The organism is Sporosarcina koreensis, assembly GCF_001531445.1.
GTDB classification, from domain to species: domain Bacteria; phylum Bacillota; class Bacilli; order Bacillales_A; family Planococcaceae; genus Sporosarcina; species Sporosarcina koreensis_C.
The window spans coordinates 41,344-59,813 of record NZ_LQYA01000198.1; the positions used below are offsets into that span (position 1 = coordinate 41,344).

Annotated in this window: 20 protein-coding genes, 1 pseudogene and 1 riboswitch; of the genes and pseudogenes, 18 read left to right on the forward strand and 3 right to left on the reverse strand. The window is 41.8% G+C overall.

The genetic code is table 11. From position 1 onward, the window contains the following. Positions 1-24: 24 nt before the first annotated feature. The 3 genes from AWV70_RS18080 (at position 25) to AWV70_RS18090 (ending at position 2,247) form a co-directional block, all read left to right on the forward strand. Entirely contained in the window at positions 25-333 is a 309-nt protein-coding gene (locus AWV70_RS18080; RefSeq protein ID WP_060209933.1) for a hypothetical protein, read from the forward strand. Positions 334-376: 43 nt separating this feature from the next. Then, complete coding sequence (locus AWV70_RS18085; protein WP_060209934.1) at positions 377-1,429, forward strand: ankyrin repeat domain-containing protein; 1,053 nt, start codon at positions 377-379, stop codon at positions 1,427-1,429. Positions 1,430-1,506: 77 nt separating this feature from the next. Further along, entirely contained in the window at positions 1,507-2,247 is a 741-nt protein-coding gene (locus AWV70_RS18090) for a YwqG family protein (RefSeq protein ID WP_060209935.1), read from the forward strand. A 66-nt stretch (positions 2,248-2,313) separates the two neighbouring features. On the opposite strand, the pseudogene AWV70_RS18095 reads toward AWV70_RS18090, so the two are convergent. Next, a pseudogene (locus tag AWV70_RS18095) lies at positions 2,314-3,273 on the reverse strand (SMI1/KNR4 family protein); the annotation flags it as partial. Positions 3,274-3,528: 255 nt separating this feature from the next. On the opposite strand from AWV70_RS18095, the gene AWV70_RS18100 reads away from it, so the two are divergent. From AWV70_RS18100 to AWV70_RS18130, 8 genes are all read left to right on the forward strand, one after another. Beyond that, complete coding sequence (locus tag AWV70_RS18100; protein WP_060209937.1) at positions 3,529-4,065, forward strand: sigma-70 family RNA polymerase sigma factor; 537 nt, start codon at positions 3,529-3,531, stop codon at positions 4,063-4,065. 2 nt (positions 4,066-4,067) lie between these two features. Then, on the forward strand, positions 4,068-4,466 hold the full coding sequence (locus tag AWV70_RS18105; protein ID WP_060209938.1) for a helix-turn-helix transcriptional regulator: 399 nt from the start codon (positions 4,068-4,070) through the stop codon (positions 4,464-4,466). Continuing rightward, complete coding sequence (locus AWV70_RS18110; protein WP_060209939.1) at positions 4,456-5,763, forward strand: FtsW/RodA/SpoVE family cell cycle protein; 1,308 nt, start codon at positions 4,456-4,458, stop codon at positions 5,761-5,763. Before AWV70_RS18105 ends, AWV70_RS18110 begins: the two co-directional genes overlap by 11 nt. 189 nt (positions 5,764-5,952) lie before the next feature. Beyond that, positions 5,953-6,063, forward strand: coding sequence for a putative holin-like toxin (locus AWV70_RS24850; RefSeq protein ID WP_235588739.1), 111 nt, complete (start codon positions 5,953-5,955; stop codon positions 6,061-6,063). A gap of 294 nt (positions 6,064-6,357) precedes the next feature. Further along, positions 6,358-7,299, forward strand: a complete 942-nt coding sequence (locus AWV70_RS18115) for a hypothetical protein (RefSeq protein ID WP_060209940.1) — start codon at positions 6,358-6,360, stop codon at positions 7,297-7,299. A gap of 321 nt (positions 7,300-7,620) precedes the next feature. Continuing rightward, a complete protein-coding gene (locus AWV70_RS18120; RefSeq protein WP_060209941.1) occupies positions 7,621-7,854 on the forward strand; it encodes a hypothetical protein in 234 nt (77 codons plus the stop codon). A gap of 61 nt (positions 7,855-7,915) precedes the next feature. After that, positions 7,916-8,488: a hypothetical protein gene (locus AWV70_RS18125; protein WP_060209942.1), complete on the forward strand. Its 573-nt coding sequence runs from the start codon at positions 7,916-7,918 to the stop codon at positions 8,486-8,488. A gap of 117 nt (positions 8,489-8,605) precedes the next feature. Next, positions 8,606-9,508 (forward strand): serine hydrolase domain-containing protein, encoded by a 903-nt coding sequence (locus AWV70_RS18130; RefSeq protein WP_060209943.1) that lies wholly within the window; start codon positions 8,606-8,608, stop codon positions 9,506-9,508. A 334-nt stretch (positions 9,509-9,842) separates the two neighbouring features. Here the strand turns inward: AWV70_RS18130 and AWV70_RS18135 are convergent, their stop codons facing one another. Then, positions 9,843-10,472 (reverse strand): hypothetical protein, encoded by a 630-nt coding sequence (locus tag AWV70_RS18135; RefSeq protein ID WP_060209944.1) that lies wholly within the window; start codon positions 10,470-10,472, stop codon positions 9,843-9,845. Between the two features lie 145 nt (positions 10,473-10,617). Between AWV70_RS18135 and AWV70_RS18140 the strand changes: the two genes are divergently transcribed. From AWV70_RS18140 to AWV70_RS18150, 3 genes are all read left to right on the forward strand, one after another. Then, entirely contained in the window at positions 10,618-11,469 is an 852-nt protein-coding gene (locus AWV70_RS18140; protein ID WP_060209945.1) for a LysR family transcriptional regulator, read from the forward strand. 108 nt (positions 11,470-11,577) lie between these two features. After that, positions 11,578-11,678, forward strand: a riboswitch (TPP riboswitch). Between the two features lie 136 nt (positions 11,679-11,814). Next, positions 11,815-12,567, forward strand: a complete 753-nt coding sequence (locus tag AWV70_RS18145) for a 3-oxoacyl-ACP reductase (RefSeq protein ID WP_060209946.1) — start codon at positions 11,815-11,817, stop codon at positions 12,565-12,567. A gap of 77 nt (positions 12,568-12,644) precedes the next feature. Beyond that, complete coding sequence (locus tag AWV70_RS18150) at positions 12,645-13,952, forward strand: LLM class flavin-dependent oxidoreductase (protein ID WP_060209947.1); 1,308 nt, start codon at positions 12,645-12,647, stop codon at positions 13,950-13,952. On the opposite strand, the gene AWV70_RS18155 is transcribed toward AWV70_RS18150, so the two are convergent. After that, entirely contained in the window at positions 13,919-14,407 is a 489-nt protein-coding gene (locus AWV70_RS18155; RefSeq protein ID WP_060209948.1) for a hypothetical protein, read from the reverse strand. The two genes, AWV70_RS18150 and AWV70_RS18155, sit on opposite strands and share 34 nt — an antisense overlap. A gap of 220 nt (positions 14,408-14,627) precedes the next feature. Between AWV70_RS18155 and AWV70_RS18160 the strand changes: the two genes are divergently transcribed. From AWV70_RS18160 to AWV70_RS18175, 4 genes are read left to right on the forward strand one after another with little or no spacing between them, the layout of a single operon-like run. Continuing rightward, positions 14,628-15,728 carry a FecCD family ABC transporter permease gene (locus tag AWV70_RS18160; RefSeq protein ID WP_082713700.1) on the forward strand — a complete coding sequence of 367 codons (1,101 nt, stop codon included), beginning with the start codon at positions 14,628-14,630 and terminating at the stop codon, positions 15,726-15,728. Further along, the gene (locus AWV70_RS18165; protein WP_060209949.1) at positions 15,712-16,509 is read left to right on the forward strand and encodes an ABC transporter ATP-binding protein; all 798 of its coding nucleotides are present in this window, start codon (positions 15,712-15,714) and stop codon (positions 16,507-16,509) included. The genes AWV70_RS18160 and AWV70_RS18165 overlap by 17 nt, the downstream gene beginning before the upstream one ends. Then, positions 16,502-17,518 carry an ABC transporter substrate-binding protein gene (locus AWV70_RS18170; RefSeq protein ID WP_060209950.1) on the forward strand — a complete coding sequence of 339 codons (1,017 nt, stop codon included), beginning with the start codon at positions 16,502-16,504 and terminating at the stop codon, positions 17,516-17,518. Before AWV70_RS18165 ends, AWV70_RS18170 begins: the two co-directional genes overlap by 8 nt. Next, positions 17,515-18,447 (forward strand): ferrochelatase, encoded by a 933-nt coding sequence (locus AWV70_RS18175; protein ID WP_060209951.1) that lies wholly within the window; start codon positions 17,515-17,517, stop codon positions 18,445-18,447. The genes AWV70_RS18170 and AWV70_RS18175 overlap by 4 nt, the downstream gene beginning before the upstream one ends. Positions 18,448-18,470 lie beyond the last annotated feature (23 nt).

The following is an 18,470-nucleotide window of genomic DNA, read 5'->3' on the forward strand; positions in this document are numbered from 1 at the left end:
GAATTCCGCAAAGGAGGGGCACAAGTGAGTGACAACAACTCTCAAAATTGCAATCTAAATATATGGTATTACCTGTCTGATGATGTATGGGATAAAGTAGCTACTATATATGAGAGTATGCCTGGGTGGATAGGATATAAAAATGGACTTCCTTATTGGTTCGGGGATGAAGATGATGATGTTTTCATCACAGCTTCCGTTGAACCAAGCGGATTATCATTTTATGCACAGATGATTGATAATGATTGGCGTTCTTGGATAGAGAGATTTAAAGTGGAAGCGACACAAGTATTAGGATTTGCTGTCGGTGAACCAGAGGACGGATTTATGTAACAATGCAACAATATGTAAAAATGACGTAGGGAGAGAAGTGGAGATGGGCAGAAAGAGAAAAACCTTACCGAAAAATTTCGATGAACTAATTGAAGCGGGTGACATAGCAGCTTTAAAAGAGGTATTTGCCAAATGCGAGTTGGATGCCCGAGGCGGTTACAGTAAATCAACAGCCTTGAGCTTTAACCTTCCGAATGAATTGGTTCACTGGCTCGTGGAACAGGGGGCTGATATAAATGCTGTAGATAGTTACGGAAGAACGGCATTACATAAACATGCGATGAGTTGGTGGGGGAATTCTGAATTGCTGCTTGGGTTAGGTGCGGATCTAGAAGCCCTTGATTATCAAAATGAGACGCCTTTATTTGCCGCTGCAGGTTCATTTAAGCCGAATGCAGTTCATACGTTGGTTGCTAAAGGTGCAAATATCAGCGCGGAAAATAAGATGAAACAAACTCCTTTAGAAAAAGCTTTGGCCATGTGTAGAAATATAGATATTGTTCATATGGCAGAGGTTGCCGATATTTTGCTAAACGCTGGAGCAACTGTAACGCAGAAAATGAGAGACTCGGTTAAGCGGATCGGAAATGAATTTGAATTTCATAGAGAAGGGTTTAATAAAGATTTTTTGAATGAAACCGATGACGCACTTTACCGTCTCTATGAGCTATTTGATGTTCCCCCGGTAGGGAAACGGAAGACGCACGATGGTATATCTCCAATAACAGTTTCAACAAAGGGATGGCAGGCGCAGCACCATGAATTATGGAATTTCCTAATTCCTTCACAAGGACATGCGAAAACCGTGCAGGGTGAGGTGATCCGCATTACTGGTAAAGTGTCCTACGAAGTTTTAGATAATGGCGGTATCAATTGGGATAATCAATTTCGTCAAATGCTTAATAGTTTGATCCATTACTTTAGCTTAGGCAAGTCATTACATCCCGCCGCACTTCAGGAGGCAGCGACATTAATGAAAGAACTACACAACGGCAATGGGAATGATGAACCTGCGAGACTATGCGAAATGGCAGTTGAATGGGTTCTCAGCAATCCGAATCCAATTACGTTGGAACAGCCCGGCTATAAGCGATAACTTATGTACGACTTATTTATTTGAACCCTATGAAGTATTATGTTCATTAGTAGACAATAGAATGGGGGATGCTTCCAATGATGACATACGAAATTCCTGAGCTCTTGAAAGGACATGAAAACCTAATTAAAAGCACCTTTAGGTATAGCAACGAGATCAGTTTGAAGCGTCAAGAAACAAAACCATGGGACAGTAAATTAGGTGGGTATCCCTATTTGAAAAGCAGTGAAGATTATCCTTTCGATGAAAAGGGAAACCCTATGTTGTTTCTTGCACAAATCAATTTGGCTGATCTTGAAAATCTAGATGAATTGCCAGAAAAGGGATTACTGCAATTTTTTGTTGTAAACGATGATATGTATGGTTTGGAGGATCCGATTTTAGTAAAATATATTGAAGATTACGAGGAAAATGAAGACCGTTTAGTAAAGAAGCATCCTTATGAAAATGAAGAATATAACTGGAATCTTCCTTTTACACATAGCGGTAAAATGTATTTTACATCAAGGGAGATGCCTATGTCTTCCTCATTAGATCTGTTTCGAGAAATTTTCATGAAGAAGTTATCAGAAGTAGAATACGAGAAACTGAGTGATGATTGCTATAGCAGCGATAGCAGAGTTGGCGGTTATCCTTATTTTGTTCAGAATGACGATATCGGTTTTGATGATGGCGATTTTCTTTTACTGCAACTGGATATCGATGACGAATGCGGCATTATGTTTGGGGATTCCGGGAATTGTGTTTTATCTATTCCGAAGGACGCTTTGAAAAATAGGGACTTTTCAAAGGTAGTGTATGATTGGCAATGCTGCTAGTGAGTGCCGTTACTAACAGTGAATGAAGAAGAGCCCGCTTTAACAGCGAGCTCTTCATAAACCTTATTAAGCTTCTTGCAACGTCTTAATTACTTCCTCCGCATAGGAATCAGAAAAGTGGATCATCCCGTTCTCCTGTACAATCCGCCCTTCCTGCATGCGGTGGTCAAGCCAATCCGTAATGAAGGAAGGGGCATATCCGCCTTGGCCGAATTCATCCCCAAATACGATGATGTTCGGGTAAGCAGCTACATATTGATCGCGACTGGTGTCTGGATTTGGCTTCGTATATAACCAAAACTGCACATCGTACATGACATACGATAATTTGTCTGCGTGAAATGAAAAATGGCCTTTCTCTTCGACAATCCGTGTACAGATGCTGCGGATTTTTTGTTCCACCTGCTCCAATTCGGTTACCCGAGAGCATAGCTCCTCCAGCATAGGAGAAAATTTGCCGTGCGCTACTTTATCCAAAGCTTCTTCTTTGTTTTCTTCAGAAGTATCATATTGTTCATCATTCACTAGGCCCTTGATAAACTCCTCGAAATTATCAGCAAGAAAGGTAATTTTATAATCATCTTCTTGATCGACATGAACAACTGCTGGTTCACCATCTGTATCGCATGCCCGGTAGTCTAACATGACGACATCATGACCAGCTGAAGGACAATCACAGATCACCACACCGATGTCAGGATATCCCCATTCCTCAATCATAAATGGGCTACCTAAATCCCCACACAGTGAATAGCTTTTCTCGCGACCAATTCCCATAATCCCTGTAATGGCAATATGATCCTCTGCCCAAGAAGTCGGTTCCTCTGTTGGAAAGTTGGTATTCTTCGGCACCCCGCCATTTCGATGCTTCATAAGTTGAATATAAGAGGTTGGAAGTTTGTAACCAAGCTCTTTCTCAATCGAATCAATTAAATCAACCGTAGGCGGCTCGGATTGATATGATTCTATTGCATACTCGCTGTCCTCCCAAAAATCTGCTAAAAACATATCGGAAAATAGATATTCGTCTACTTTATTCCCCTCGTTATCTATACGCTTTTTTTCCATTTCTTCCTCCCAATGATATCTATAATAGTTGGTAGCCTTTATCATTCAAGTAATAGTAACATTTGGAGATAAAGGATTCTAGAAATATCCCACTAATGCTATATACAAAGCCGTCTATCGCTATTATTAGAAGTTTAGATATAGTGCTATATATTACAAATAAAAAAACTTCTGCCAATCGGCACTCGTCTAATATTATGAGGGGGGAATGAAGTGGATAGCTATTCAATTGAACAAACGAAACTACTTTCGTATGAAACGATTATCGATGAACTAATGATTGACTATGGTCAAGATATATTACAGCTTGTTATGCAATACGTACATAACCTCTCCGTTGCGGAAGATTTAACACAAGAGATATTTGTAAAGAGCTATAGGGCATTACCAACCTTCCAGTTTAATTCTTCAATGAAAACTTGGTTATGGCGCATTGCGATTAATCATACAAAAGATTATTTGAAAAGCTGGTATGCAAAAAATGTAGAAGCGACTGAAGATAATCGATTCGCACAAGTGAAAAGTGGGGATTGTGTCGAGCAGCAAGTTATTAGGCAACAACAAGATGAAGAACTGGCACGCGTTGTGTTCGCACTACCAGTGAAGTATCGTGAAGTAATCTATTTATGCTATTACGAGGAGCAATCGATGAAGGAAATAGCAGACGTCCTGCAGCTAAACGAAAGTACCGTGAAAACGAGATTGCGTAAAGCAAAACAATTATTGAAAAATCGATTGGAGTGTGAGTAGGAGTGGAAGAACGCTTAAAAAGTTTTAAAAAAGCAGTCGATCAAACTGTCTTTACTAAAGTAGAATTTAGGCCAAAACATCGACAGCAAGTACATAAACAGTTACAAGTATTATCCCTACAACAAACAATTCTATCCATGCTCACAGAATCAAAATCAGGCACGGAGATAACACAAATGCTGCATGTACGTGGTGTCGAGCAAATTGTTCATAATGAAGGGATGATTTATTCAATTTTACATGAAGCAGAGCAGCACGGTTGGCTTTCTGCAAGATGGGAAAGTGGTGTGAAGTACTATCAATTAACGAAGCTCAGGAAAAAGCAATTACTGCAAGACAATGCGCATGAAAATCTATCTCTTAAGGAACTAATTTTGGGGGTGCGCATGAATGTCGATTAAGGAGTTTCTACAGCAAGTTACAAGCTATATCCGTTCAAAAGAGGCACGTAGCTATGTAGAAGAAGAATTGCACCACCATCTGACGAAATCCAAACAAGCCTGGGTGAATTCAGGCTACTCCCCAATAGAAGCTGAGCAAAAAGCGATTGCGGAAATGGGCTCTGCTTCCCAGATCGGAAAATCAATGGACAAAATTCACCGGCCAAACTGGGATTTCTGGCTAATTGGCGCAGTGTTGCTATTGATTGCCGTAAGCATTACACCGATCTTAACGACAGATTTCAGCCATCGATTTGGTGTAGATATGACGGGTTATTTTGTTGAAAATAAAATCATTCATATTATACTAGCCGTTGCAGGGATAGCCGTCATCATGTATTTTGATTATCGTAAACTGCAACGCTATAGTATGTCGTTTTATAGGGGTGCACTGCTGTTATTAATCGTTCTCTGGGCTATGCCGAACATCTTTGTTAACGGAGAAGCAATGTATAAAATAGGACCAATTCGTTTTCAGGCTTGGATGTCACTTCCGTTGTTATTATTAGCCTTTGCAGGATTTTTCACTGAACGTAAACGGAAAGGGTGGAAACTGACTGGATTATTTCTACTTCCATTATTCTTATTTATGATGCTAGGGAGTCTTTCTGTAGCACTACTATATATGGCAGTAATGGCTGTCTTGTTTAGCTTTAGCTATTTCAACCGAAAAGTGAAGCTTATTGTATTTTTAATAGTAGGGGGAATGGGGTTAGCGATAGCGGCATTTAGTGTTTATGCATATCACTATTTACTTGAGCCATATCAAACAGTACGCATCAGAGCGTTTTTACATCCTGAATTATATGCGGATTCAGCAGGCTACATGATGCTCCAATTAAATGAAGCACTCGCACGGGCTGGCTGGTTCGGAGCGGATAAGCTTCACTACATTCCTGAAGCCCACACTGATTATGCTTTGGTACAACTTATTCAATCGCACGGCTATGTTGCAGGAATCGCAGTCATTGGTATCATACTCGCAGTTGCGCTACGCATTTTGAGGCTTGTTACTACAATGCCGCAATCATTTGGTAAATTACTCGTTATCGCAGCAGGAACATTATACAGCTGCCAGAGTATTTACTCCGTTTTAATGGTGTTTGGCTTCTTACCACTAACAGGCGTGCCGTTACCATTTATTAGTTACGGGATTACACCATTACTGATGAATGCTTTTCTAATCGGCTTAGTCTTAAGCGTCTATCGTAGAAAAGCGTTTATCGAAAAACAGGCAATTGGACACAGGTTCAACTAACACTGTCTTAATAAGATCTTATTGAAAGCAACAAAAAAAGAAGCACAAATTCTCTGTATTGGAGATTTATGTTTCTTTTTTTAATTCAGAATTCCTAGTCGTATTTTAGAGAATAAGTGATAGAATGGAAGGTACAGCGACATACGGCGGATGGGCGGTTGGCACTCCCTTGAGAAAGGGGGTGTTTATATGGTGACATATGAAGCGATGACAATGATGTTCCAGTTTGGAATGTTCCTCGTAGCAACGGCAACAGCCATTGTAGCGATGATTGCTCTATACACCAAAAGAAAAAAGTAACTGCCCTCCGCTAACCGGCAAGTAAGCAGGGCAGTTACTCTTGTAAAAACTCTCGTGCTAATGGCCGACCGCACTTCATGCGGATGTCAGCTGTACTGACTGGGTGTTAGTGCACCCGGTCTCTTTTATTATATGTTCAGTTTACCACAACCATACGGAGAATACACATGTTCTGACAAGTGAATGGATATGCACTAGCGAGAAAGTTACGGAGTTGACATGTGTAAACCTAATGCGGATAAATATAAAATAACTTTTGATTTGTAACGGGGATATAAAAAGGGGTTGTGAAGTGTGATAGATACAGATAAAAGTCAATACATTGAGCAATGTATTAATAAATATGAAATAGTTATAAATAAGGCAAAAGATAATGAGGTATTAGCAACAATCGTCAAATCAATGTCATTTGGACTCATAAAAACTAACTATGATAGTTGGTTAGATGAGTGCTTTTTACATCAAGACTGGCAAAAGTGGAATGATTTAATTTTCCAGCAAATGCGTCATAATTTACTTCCGGGAAGTAGCGGAGGCTATGACCATTGTCGAAATTTCTTACATATTTTAGAGGCATTCGCTTGCGGGGATTATGAAACAATGGAGCGCATTCTTTCATCCGAACTGGGTTTAACTAAAAATGGCTACCCATTCTATGTTGTGATGAGCAACCTCTTGATTGCAATGTGGTATCAAGATGAAACACTGTTGCCAAAAGCGATTGAGGCTGCCGAGAAATTTGTTGGCACGAAGAAACCACAATGGGAATGTTCAGGAGTTGCATTTCTACTTTCATTACACAAAGAAGATGCCGAGGAAATGGGGGAACATTTACAAAATTTTTGTTCAGGATACATGCGTGCAGATTTTAGTAAAGCGATCAAACAGCTATGTGTGCCTGCACATGGTCTTTATTGTTTGGCAAAAATCATATTGCCCTCAGAGGTATTTCAACAAATAAAAATGCCAGAACACAAAAACTTTTCTCAAGGATTTGCAAAATGGAGAAATGATAATTCACAGCCTAGATTAAATGTGTACTTTGAATATCCGGAACCTTTGGAAATCCTCAATCAAATTTATATGGCTCCAGTTGCTAAAAGTATTATTTCACAACCATATCTCCATAGCGATAGTTCTTATCTCTCTCCGCAATTAAAGAAAAAATGGTTTCTTGATGAAGAGGCAATGCTAATAGCCTTTGTTAAAAATCTGAACTTTACCCCTAGCGAGTAAAACCGTTAAGAATAAGTATGGAAGAAGCATGTTCACTCCGTTTGAAGAGGACGTACTCTTTTTTGCATCGATCAATGAATGAACAAACGGCTAATTTAAATTTGCTTTAGACAAAACACAATAGCCGACATGATATAAGTTGTAACCTTCTCAAATAGAATTCGTTTAAATTTGCAGGGAATTCTACGAAACGGTAAACGGTGGCATGAATCAATTCGTTTTTATGTTTATTGTAAGTCTATTAATTTGGTGGGTCATCCTGCTCGTTTTTCAACAAAAGGATCAGATTGACTAATCATATATACACGGGGAGGTAATTGTATGTGGAGTTTCAGCACTTTTAAAGACAAACGGTATTGGATTCTTTTGATACCAGCAATAATTATTTTAGTATTGTACGTAGTTTTTACCCCGGATTATATTCTTGGAAAACCATACGTTGCCCCATTTTCAATGCTTATAGGTGCAGCTTTATTCTGGACTACATACCACCTGTGGAAGTATTTTGGAGATAAAAAGAAAAGGGATAGAACAGAAGAGCGTCACGAATTGTAATTTTCTTGTCCAATAAATTGCACAGCTCACGGGCTCTTATGAGGGTTAACGCAAAAGGGGGGTGGGATTTTCGAAGCGACAGCATGTTTGGCTTATTAAACTCTTGGTAATGATAACCTTTGCACTCCTGCTGGCGGGCTGTGGCAAGACAAGTACGGATATTAATGAGTACCTGAACACGGGCACCGCCATTGATGCGGAAGCAAAAGACATGATGCCCGTTCTTGAGGATTTACCAACATACAGGGCCATCGACTACCGACATACGCAAAAGAAAATGTTCCTCTTCGAAGCCAACTCGGTAGCGCTAGTGGTCGAATATGACACGCAAACCTATGAAAGCGAAAAAGGGAAACTCGCGGAAGATTTCGCAGCCTCCAAACTGGAATCCGCATCTGAAACGACGGATAATACGAGTCGCACGAATGAGGAGTTCTCACTCAACAGTTATGTGTTTCGAGTGTTGGAAGGAGATGGCTTTCCGAAGTCGTTTGGAATGATTGGCACATCCGATGAACACCAACGCATCGCGTATTTGTACTTCTACGATTTTGATTTGGACACAATCGGCGAACCAGATGACAGCAACCGCATGTCAAAATTTGTGAAAAGCTATTTCGACTATGAATTCTGATCTCTTATAGCAAGTCTCTCACTTTAACGTCATACGAAAGATTTTATTGGGAGAATAGAAGATAGTATTGCTTAGATATTAAAGCTTATAATTGGTACGAGGGGGATTAATAGGCGAATGAAATCTTTAACGGAGTTTGAAAAAGTCATAAAAAAAGATAAAATTGATAGCGTCATTGTCCAGAGGAATGATGCTGTGGTATTTGAATACTATCGAAACAATAAAATGAAAGAAAAGCAACACAAAATATATTCTGTCACAAAAAGCATCCTATCCGCATTGATCGGGATTGCGATAGACAAAGGGTATATTGAAAATGTTAACACACCAATTAGTAATTTCTTTCAGGAATTTAATGAAGATAAAGAGAACCAGAAAATCACAATTAAACACCTGCTGACAATGACTTCTGGGTTGCAATGGCCGGGGAATAGTAGTATGATACCTAGCAAAAATTGGGTCAATTTTGTACTTCAGCAGGACATTGATCATCCTCCCGGTAAAGAAATGGTCTACAGTTGTGGTTCTTCACAATTGTTAAGTGCAATCTTACAAAAGACTACCGGATTAAATACAGAAGCCTTCGCTAAAAAGCATTTATTTACTCCTCTAGGAATAACAGATTATAAGTGGAACAGTGATGCTCAAGGTATAGCTATTGGTGGATTTGGATTAACGATGAAACCGGTTGATATGTTAAAAATCGGTACGCTTTATGTGAATAAAGGACGTTGGAAATCCAAACAAATTTTGACCCCTGATTGGATTGAGGAATCTACAAATCCAAAAGTCAAAGTTGATGATGGTACTTCTTACGCGTACCACTGGTGGAATAAACAATTCGACAATCAAATAGGTAGGATTGCACTGGCGGTTGGATATGAGGGACAATATATTATTCTCGCTCCTGATTATCAATTGGTAGTAGTTATGACAAGCAGTATTAAAGATGATTCATCAAGACCTTTATATTATTTTAAGGATTATCTATTGCCTTATGCTGACAGTCAGTTACCCTAAGAAAATTTTCACCATTACAATCTGGAAGAAAGTATGAAAAAGGTAAATCGAACAAAAGAGAGTCTTGGCACATATACGGACTCTCTTTTATCGTATTTAATAGTTTATAACAACACCTAAAAAGAACTGTTCAAGCTCCACCAACCTCAGAATGGAGCCGTTCTCCTTTTAAGTGATCGTAAACCCATACTCCATCAATTTGTCACTGTAGATAAACCCGAAATACTTTTCTATATCTTCTACGCTTTGGCTTAAGTTACTACAAATAGGTATGCCCGTTTGCTTGAATTGTCATATATTCACTGCGCAAGAGTACATTGAAAAAAATCGAAAGTTAATAATTCATCGCTGCTTTTGATTTCAACTTCTTTATTTCCACAACCCCCTTATCAACAGAAGTCTCTATATACCCAATCATCTGCTCAAGTGTAAATACAAGCAGCCTTTCATTTAAAACGTAGTCTTTATCATACTCCATATCTCCGAGAACAGATGGTAGGAATCCCGTCACTTCCATGGACGCTACTTCTTCTAAATCTGGAACGGTTGCAATATGGGAAAGACTATTTTTGAGCTCATCCTTAAGCCCATAATACTCCAGCAATTTTCCGTTAAGTAGCTGAAAGTCATTATGATAGCGTTTGAATAATTCATTGTCAGCCTCCATTCTGTTCTTAAGCCATGGAAGGTAGAAGCCCTTCAGCCACATGTCGTCCGCTATTAAATGTATGAAGTAGCCCAATACATAAAAATTTTCTGCTGCATCGTGGTATTTCTCCCAGAAAGCTATATAATCAACGTGTCTTGAATAGTCTTGCAAGTCTCCCGCAAAGAAGTGGGGTGTATCCTTGGATGAAACGGCGTCAGGGGCTACGCCACCAATCAGAAATGGAACCTTATCCTCTATCGATAGCTTATCCGCTATTTTATGTGCAATGATTGCATGCATAATTCTTGAACCCATAGTGATCCTCCTATTATCGTAAATTTATGAATTAAAGATAAATATCCTAGCAATTTCAATCGTAAACCACTACTATGAAACTGTAAAATTGATTTATTGAATGTATACAATCGGAAAAATAGATCATTGAATTGGAGGATCACTAATGGATATAGAGCAGATCAGAGCTTTTTTAATTATTAATGAAACGAAAAATTTTACGAAAGCAGCGGAAATTCTTCATATTGCCCAGTCGACCATTACAGCAAGAATACGAACGCTGGAACAACAGATCGGAAAGCAATTGTTGCTGCGCAATAATAAACAAGTAACTCTGACGAGGGCGGGGGAGTTGTTTGTCCCCTATGCGGAACGTTTGAATGAACTAGTCCAGATAAGTATGGAAACGATTCTGCTGGAAAATCGATTTACGGATAAGTTAGTGATCGGGGGTCCTTCGTCGATATGGAATTACACACTTCACACCGACATATTGAATTTCAAGTCGAATCATCCCGAGATTGCTTTGGACTTAATGGCGCATACGAATGAAAATACGATTCAAAAAGTCATTGATGGAACGATTGACATAGGAATCATCTATTCGAAACCACGCCATCCAATGGTTGAATATGAGTTGTTACAAGAAGATTATTTTGTTTTAGTGGGAAGAAATGATTTGGATACGATTGATTTGAATGCATTAAAAGGCGGTAATTTTCTATTCCTCGATTGGGGTAAGCCTTTCATGACGTGGTTTAATGAAATCGTAGGACCCCATTTTATTCCTGCATTTAAAATCAATCAAACAGCGCTCGTGGTAAAGTACTTAAAAAGCGGGGATTATTTTGGATTTGTCCCGAAATCATTCGTTGCTCCGTATCTTAAAGATGGGGAACTGCAAGAGCTGGATCATAAGTTTTCTTCGACGTTGCCTAGATTCAATACGTACGTTATTTATCTCAAAAATAAGAACCAGCTGGCAACTGATTTATTCCTTGAACGGTTGAGGAAATAAATGGTCCAGTTGTAATAGATAATACAATATGATATGGTGTAAAGTACAAACTAATAGAAATATTATAAATGGCTGAATGATCTTTTACAAAAACTCTAAAAACTAAATAGTATGCACTAGGGGTGTTATTTAACTGAGATGAGTAGTAACTCAAACCCTTTGAACCTGATCTAGCTGAAACTAGCGTAGGAAAGTGTAAACATTCATACAGACGAAGAGGGATGACTCTGTCTTCTTCTTCGTGTGTAGTTATTGTTTTACGCAACTTTCCTTTTGGAAGGTTGCGTATTTTTCATTTAGCTGCCATTTACATATTCAAATATTATACGTATAGGAGCTGTTAGAATGACTAAAGTAGTATTGGTAACAGGAAGTAGTCAAGGATTAGGGGCAACGATCGTAAAAACACTGGCAAACCAAGGATTTCGGGTAGTAGTCAATTACAATAAGAGCAAAGAGGCAGCCGAGAAGATTGTTTCCGAGATTGGAAAGGATCACGCTGTTGCCATTCAGGCTGATGTAACCAACCGTACAGAAGTGGATCGTATGGTAGAAGAGGCAACTGACTATTTTGGGCAAATTGATGTTGTGGTGAATAATGCATTGATCGATTTTAAATTTGATCCGGTGAAGCAGAAACCTTTCGCAGAACTATCTTGGGATGATTATCAAAGACAGTTAGATGGTACTTTAAAAGCGGCATTTAACGTAGTTCAAAGTGTCATCCCTCAGTTTATTGAACGACAAAATGGAAGTATTATCAATATAGGTACGAACCTATTTCAAAATCCTGTCGTTCCTTATCATGAATATACAACAGCGAAAGCCGGATTAATCGGTTTTACACGTAATATAGCTGCCGAGTTAGGGGCATATGGCATAAAAGCGAATGTCGTTTCAGGAGGATTATTGAAAACAACTAACGCCAGTGCTGTTACAACGCCAGAAGTATTCGATTTAATTGCAACCTCAACGCCGTTGAAGAAGGTCACCACGCCTCAAGACGTAGCGAATATGGTCGCTTATTTGTCTTCAGAAAATGCAAGTGGTATTACTGGTCAGAATTTTACAGTTGATGGCGGTTTAACAATGAACTGACAAGTCGATTGATCGTTAAGTTTCTTTTAAAAGAGTACTAAGGCTTAACTATAATGCTATATTTTGGGGTGTGAAAAATGGCTGAAATCAAAGGGAAACAACTAAACTTAGGTGTTTTGCTGTATGGTTGCGGACACCACCAAGCTGCTTGGCTAATGCCCGACTCAAGTGTTGAGTGTATTGGTGATATTTCCTATTATCAAAACTTGGCCAAGTTGGCGGAAAGAGGCCTACTAGACGTCGTATTCTTTGCGGATAATCAATCTTTTGTAGGCAAGGATTGTAGTGATATGCCGGCATTTTGGTTTGATCCACTAATCAATTTAACAGCCATTTCCCAAGTGACAGACCATGTGGGGCTAGTTCCAACCATTTCAAGTACTTTTTCTAATCCGTTTACAGCTTCTCGACAGCTTTTGAGTTTAGACCATATAACAAAAGGTCGTGTAGGTTGGAATCTTGTTACCTCAATGACTGATTTTGAAGCGAAGAATCATAGTATGGATAAACTGCCGTCTCATGATGAACGTTATGAAAAAGCAGATGAATTTGCCACTTTAATGAATCAGTTATTTCTTTCATGGGATAGTAAAGAGTTCCTGCATCAACGTGAAGAGAAAAAGTTGATCAATCCTTCAAACATCTCGCCATTTCATCACGAAGGAACCTATTTTAAGGTGTGTGGACCGTCCACTACGCCTAAAAGTCCTCAAGGTAAACCGGTCGCAATGCAGGCAGGGGCGTCCAAACAAGGTATTGCATTAGCCGCAAAGCATGCTGATGCAGTTTACTCAGTGTCGTGGAATTTCAAGCAAGCAAAAAGATTTCGAGAAAAAATAAATGAACAAGTTCAACAAAGCGAGAATAGCAACAGACATATTAAAGTGTTCCCGGGCTTAGTAACCTATGTCGGCAAGTGTCGTGAAGAGGCTTTAGCCAAGAAAGCGGCATTAGATGTGCAATTACCTATTGAAACAGCTTTAAAACAGCTGAGTATTTTTATTCGGCAAGACTGCTCCAATTGGGCAATTGATGAAAAGGTTCCTCCATTGCCGCCTGTGGAGGAATTTACTGGACCAGTCGGCCGGTATGAGACGATAATAGAAATTATTAATGATACAAACCCTACAGTAAGGGAGTTATTAGGATATTTAAATGCTGGAGGAGGACATTTCACGCTCATCGGCACACCTGAAGAGATTGTCGATAAGATGGAGCTTTGGTTTGAAGCTGGGGTAGCCGATGGATTTAATCTTATGCCTCCCACATTGCCCGGTAGTTTAGAAGACTTTGTTGAATTAATAGTACCGGAGCTGCAAAAAAGAGGTCTTTTCAAAAACGATTATGAAGGTCATACCTTGCGTGAACATTTGGGACTAACATAATAAAAGATTGTCTTATTTGTTGCCATAACAGTGATCAGCAAAGCACGATACGCAAGGTCTTCGAATACATGGAAATCGTCTTTGTAAATATCAAACTTCAACATGCGTCCAGATACGGCCCTATGAATTCCGTGGAATTCACGGGCCATTTTTGTGTCTCCGATTGTTGCGGCAAGCAAGTCTTTCATCCGACTAAAAAGACTTGTGTAGTACTTTGGCGATTCCATAGGAGACTTGTAGTTAAGATCTTTAGATTCTAATAGAAATCTAGAAAGAGTAGCTTCGTCTGCCGGAAGTTGCTCGTTTTCCTCGTTCTCATGCGGTTTGTCGTCGTGATCACGGTCGTTCATTTCCCCCTGGTCATCGAATGGTAAAATGATGTAAATGTTAGCGCCAAGCCCGCTCATGACCGGTCTGATGTAACATTGCGGATGGAGGGCCTGTCCGTTCGCCAAGTCCTAAACCATCTGCAGTGTGGCACTTAATGCAGCCTTTTGGGTTGTGTGTTTCTCGGATCCGTCTACGATACATAAAATAAAAAACTCTTGACTTCCAAATTCAGATTATTTAAGATGAGGGAGGATTTAAAAGTTTCCTTAAGGAAACAAAGTTGCGCGAGGGAAATTTTTTTGTTGTAAAAGTTTCCTTAAGGAAACTTTGGAGGGGGAAAATGGTATGAAGAATGTTCAAGAGGAGGCTTCGGCAAAGGAAAGGAACACCTTTTCGGCAGTTTGGAAGTTTAGTAAACACCCTCTTGGGATGACTTTGCTTTTTGCCGTCCTTCTTGTGGCTCTTATTGTCGGTGTTTCGCTCGGACCGGTCGTTGTGCCATTTACAGAGACGGTCCGGATTTTGTTAGCCTTCATGGGATTGCCGATAGAGGCGGAGTTCGCGAATCAGCAATGGGTCATCATTACGGAGGTGCGCTTGCCACGGGTGTTGGTCGGCGGGCTTGTTGGTGCGGCGCTTGCGGTTTCCGGAGCTGCCATGCAAGGGTTGTTCAGGAATCCGCTCGTTGAACCCGGGTATGTCGGCGTTTCAAGCGGCGCTGCACTCGGCGCGGTATGCGCTATCTTTTTCGGGTGGACGGCGGTCAGCTCCTGGTTCCTCCCTGCTTCAGCATTTATCGGCGCCATTGTTGCGATGGTGACGATGCTGACAGTTTGGAAGTCGAGCCGGCAAAAGAGCGTCGCCATGCTGTTACTACTTGGAATCGGCATTAATGCCTTTTTTTCTGCCATTATGAATGTGATGGTGGCGACGTCTAAAAATGAACAGGAGCTGCGGAGCATCATCTATTGGTTGCAAGGCGGATTGGAGGCCCGCACGTGGGAGCATGTGTGGCTGATCGGCCTGCCGGTGATTGGCGGGGCAGTTTGTCTGTCGCTCTTTGGACGTGAGTTGAATCTTCTGCTGTTGGGGGAGGACCAGGCGAAAAGTGCAGGTGTCAATGTGAGATGGACCCGGAATCTCGTCTTAGCATTGACTGCCCTTATAACAGGAGCGGCGGTCGCCGTAAGCGGCATTATCGGATTCGTCGGATTGGTCGTGCCGCATATGATTCGTATCGTCGCCGGGCCGGATCATCGGTTTTTATTGCCTGCAAGCGCCATCGGGGGAGCGGCATTCCTGATTTTCGCAGATCTTGTATCCCGGATGGTCATCCAGCCGATTACGCTTCAAGTGGGTGTCGTCTGTGCCATTATCGGCGCTCCGCTGTTCATTGTGTTGATTCTCAGGTCAAATAGGGGGGGCGCGTATGATTCAGGTGGATAAGCTTGGGGTCCGTATTCAGCAGAAGGAGATTTTGCGCGATATTACGCTGCAAATCGGAAAAGGGGAATTCATCGGGTTGATCGGGCCAAATGGGAGCGGCAAATCAACCTTGTTGAAATCATTGGCGAATTTATTGAAGACGACGTCGGGCAAGGTGCTGATTGAAGGACAGAATATACAATTGTTTAAACCGAAGCAGCTTGCCAAGCTCGTCAGTTATGTCCCGCAGGATACGGCGATTGACTTCGATTTTACAGCGATCGACATCGTGAAGATGGGGCGACATGTCTATAGTTCGCTTTTTTCGTCGGATCAGCTCGATGATGTGCGGGAGGCCGAGGAAGCGATGCGGATGACCGGTGTCTTGCATATGAAAAACCGGTCGGTGTTGTCCTTGTCCGGTGGTCAGCGACAACTTGTGTTCATCGCAAAGGCGCTTGCGCAAAACACGCCGATCCTTTTTCTCGATGAACCAATTTCCGCGCTCGATATCCGTTTCCAGCTGAGTATCTTGAGCATGCTGAAGCGGTTGGCGGATCAAGGAAAAACGATCATTGTCGTCCTGCATGATTTAAATTTGGCAGCCAGATATTGTTCCAAGATGCTCTTGCTATCGGAGGGCAGGCTGAAGCAGTTCGGAACGCCGGAGCAAGTGTTGTCGCAGCGGGTTGTCGATGCGACGTATGATGTCACGTCCGACATCCGTATGAATGCAGTCGTAGACGCCGTTTCAGTGACGGCAATTTCAACAACAGAGAAGGGTAGGATTCATATTGAATAAAATCAAGTTTAGTATGATAGTGTTTATCTGCTGTTTTGTATTAGGTGCGTGTGCTGTTAACAATGCCGATATAGAGGAAGATACCATCAAGGCGGATCTCAAGGAAACGTCCGATGCGGAAAATAATGATGCGGAAGAGACTGGGTTTCCTGTGTCGGTCAACGTAGATGGAAAGGAAGTGACGATCCAGGAGAAGCCGCAGCGCATCTTGCCCCTTTCGCTTGATGGTGCGGAGATCGTCCTCGATTTAGTGGAGACAAACCGCGTCGTGGCCGTATCGAAAAGTGTGGCGGACCCGATGATTTCGACACAGGCCGAGAAGGCGGAGCTGATCGATGAGCGACTTGCGTCTGCAACAAACATCGACCCGGAGCAAATTCTATCCTATGACGTGGATCTGCTGCTGCTGACCAAAATGCATGGTCAAGAAGCCGATGCAGATCAATTGCTGCAGCAGGCCGGTGTTCCGATCCTTTCATTTGATACGGTGAAGACGGTCGATGATTTATTCACAAACATTGCCGTGATCGGGAAAGCGGTCGGGGAAAAGGAAAAAGCCGACGCGTTGATCAGCAGCATGAAAGTGGAGATGGAGCAGATTCAATCCGAGTTTCCAGCACAAGCGGAAAAGCCGACGATTCTTGTCCTATCGGAAGTTGGACCGGGAACAGGGCCATATATGCTGGGGCCGACAAATATCTCTTATGATCTGATTAAAAAGGCGGGCGGTGAACCTGCAGTGAATCTCATTGGTCTCGATCGGACGACGAAAGCAGAGGTGGAGCAGGTCATCAAGATGGATCCGGACTTCTTGTTTTTGCTCGATTGGCAGGGGAACGGCGAAGATGCGTACAAGGAATTGATGGATGCGCCTGGCTGGAACACATTAAAGGCTGTGCAAAATGGCCATGTGACAATTACCGAAGTGAAATACATCATGAATCCGAATAAGGAAATTGTCCACGGGCTTAAGTTGATGGCGGAAACAATCAATGAGGCATTGGAATGAATGCAGTTATTCTCTTCAGTTATGGCCATTTGACGTCCATTGATGATTTGGAACCATTCTATAAGCATTTATTGCGTAAGCATTATTCGGAAGCGTCATTGGAGCGTGGGAAAGAACTTTTCAAGTCGCTAGGTACGCCGGATTCCCTGACGTCCATCACGAAGAGGATCGGGCGCGCGCTTAGCAAGCAGCTGTCAGATCAAACAGGGGAGCAATGGATGTTCTATATTGGCGCCAAGCATTCACCTCCATTTGTTGAAGATGCTGTCCAACAATGCGCGATGGAAGGCGTAACAAGAATTTTGACGGTTCCCCTCACACCGCTTGCATCCATAACGGGGACAAAGGTGTATGAACGTGAAGTGGAAAAGGCGGCGGAAGGAACAGGCATCGATGTGCTACATTTGGGCGCATACGGTGGAAAGCAGTTGTTCGTCGACGTTTTGGTGACACGGTTGTACGATGCCATTGAGTGGCTGCCGCAGGAAGTGAAGGGGCAAACGACAGTCGTTTTCACAGCCCATAGCATGCCGGGCGTTGACCGGGTTCACTCCGAATTCATTGAACAATATAAAACCCTGGCTTCGTCTTTATGTAATGCGGCAGGTGTGGAAGACTACCGGATCGCCTATCGGAGCGGCGGACCGTCTCCTCAAAAATGGCTCGGCCCCGATGTGTTGGAGGTCATTGCCGATGAAGCGGATGAAGGGAGGAAGGCGATTGTCGCTTGCGAACTCCTTTCAATCATCGCTAATGCGGAAGTGATCCAGGAAATCGGCAGGGAAGCGAAACAGTTTGCCCATTCGAGGCAGATGGACTTCGTGCAAACCGACTATTTGAACGATGGTTTTGACTTTGTGGAATGTCTGGCGGTCTTATGTGCCGAACGGCTGGAAACAGGAAAGGAGATGACTGAAATTACAGGGTGATTCTAAAAAACTGCCAACGGGAC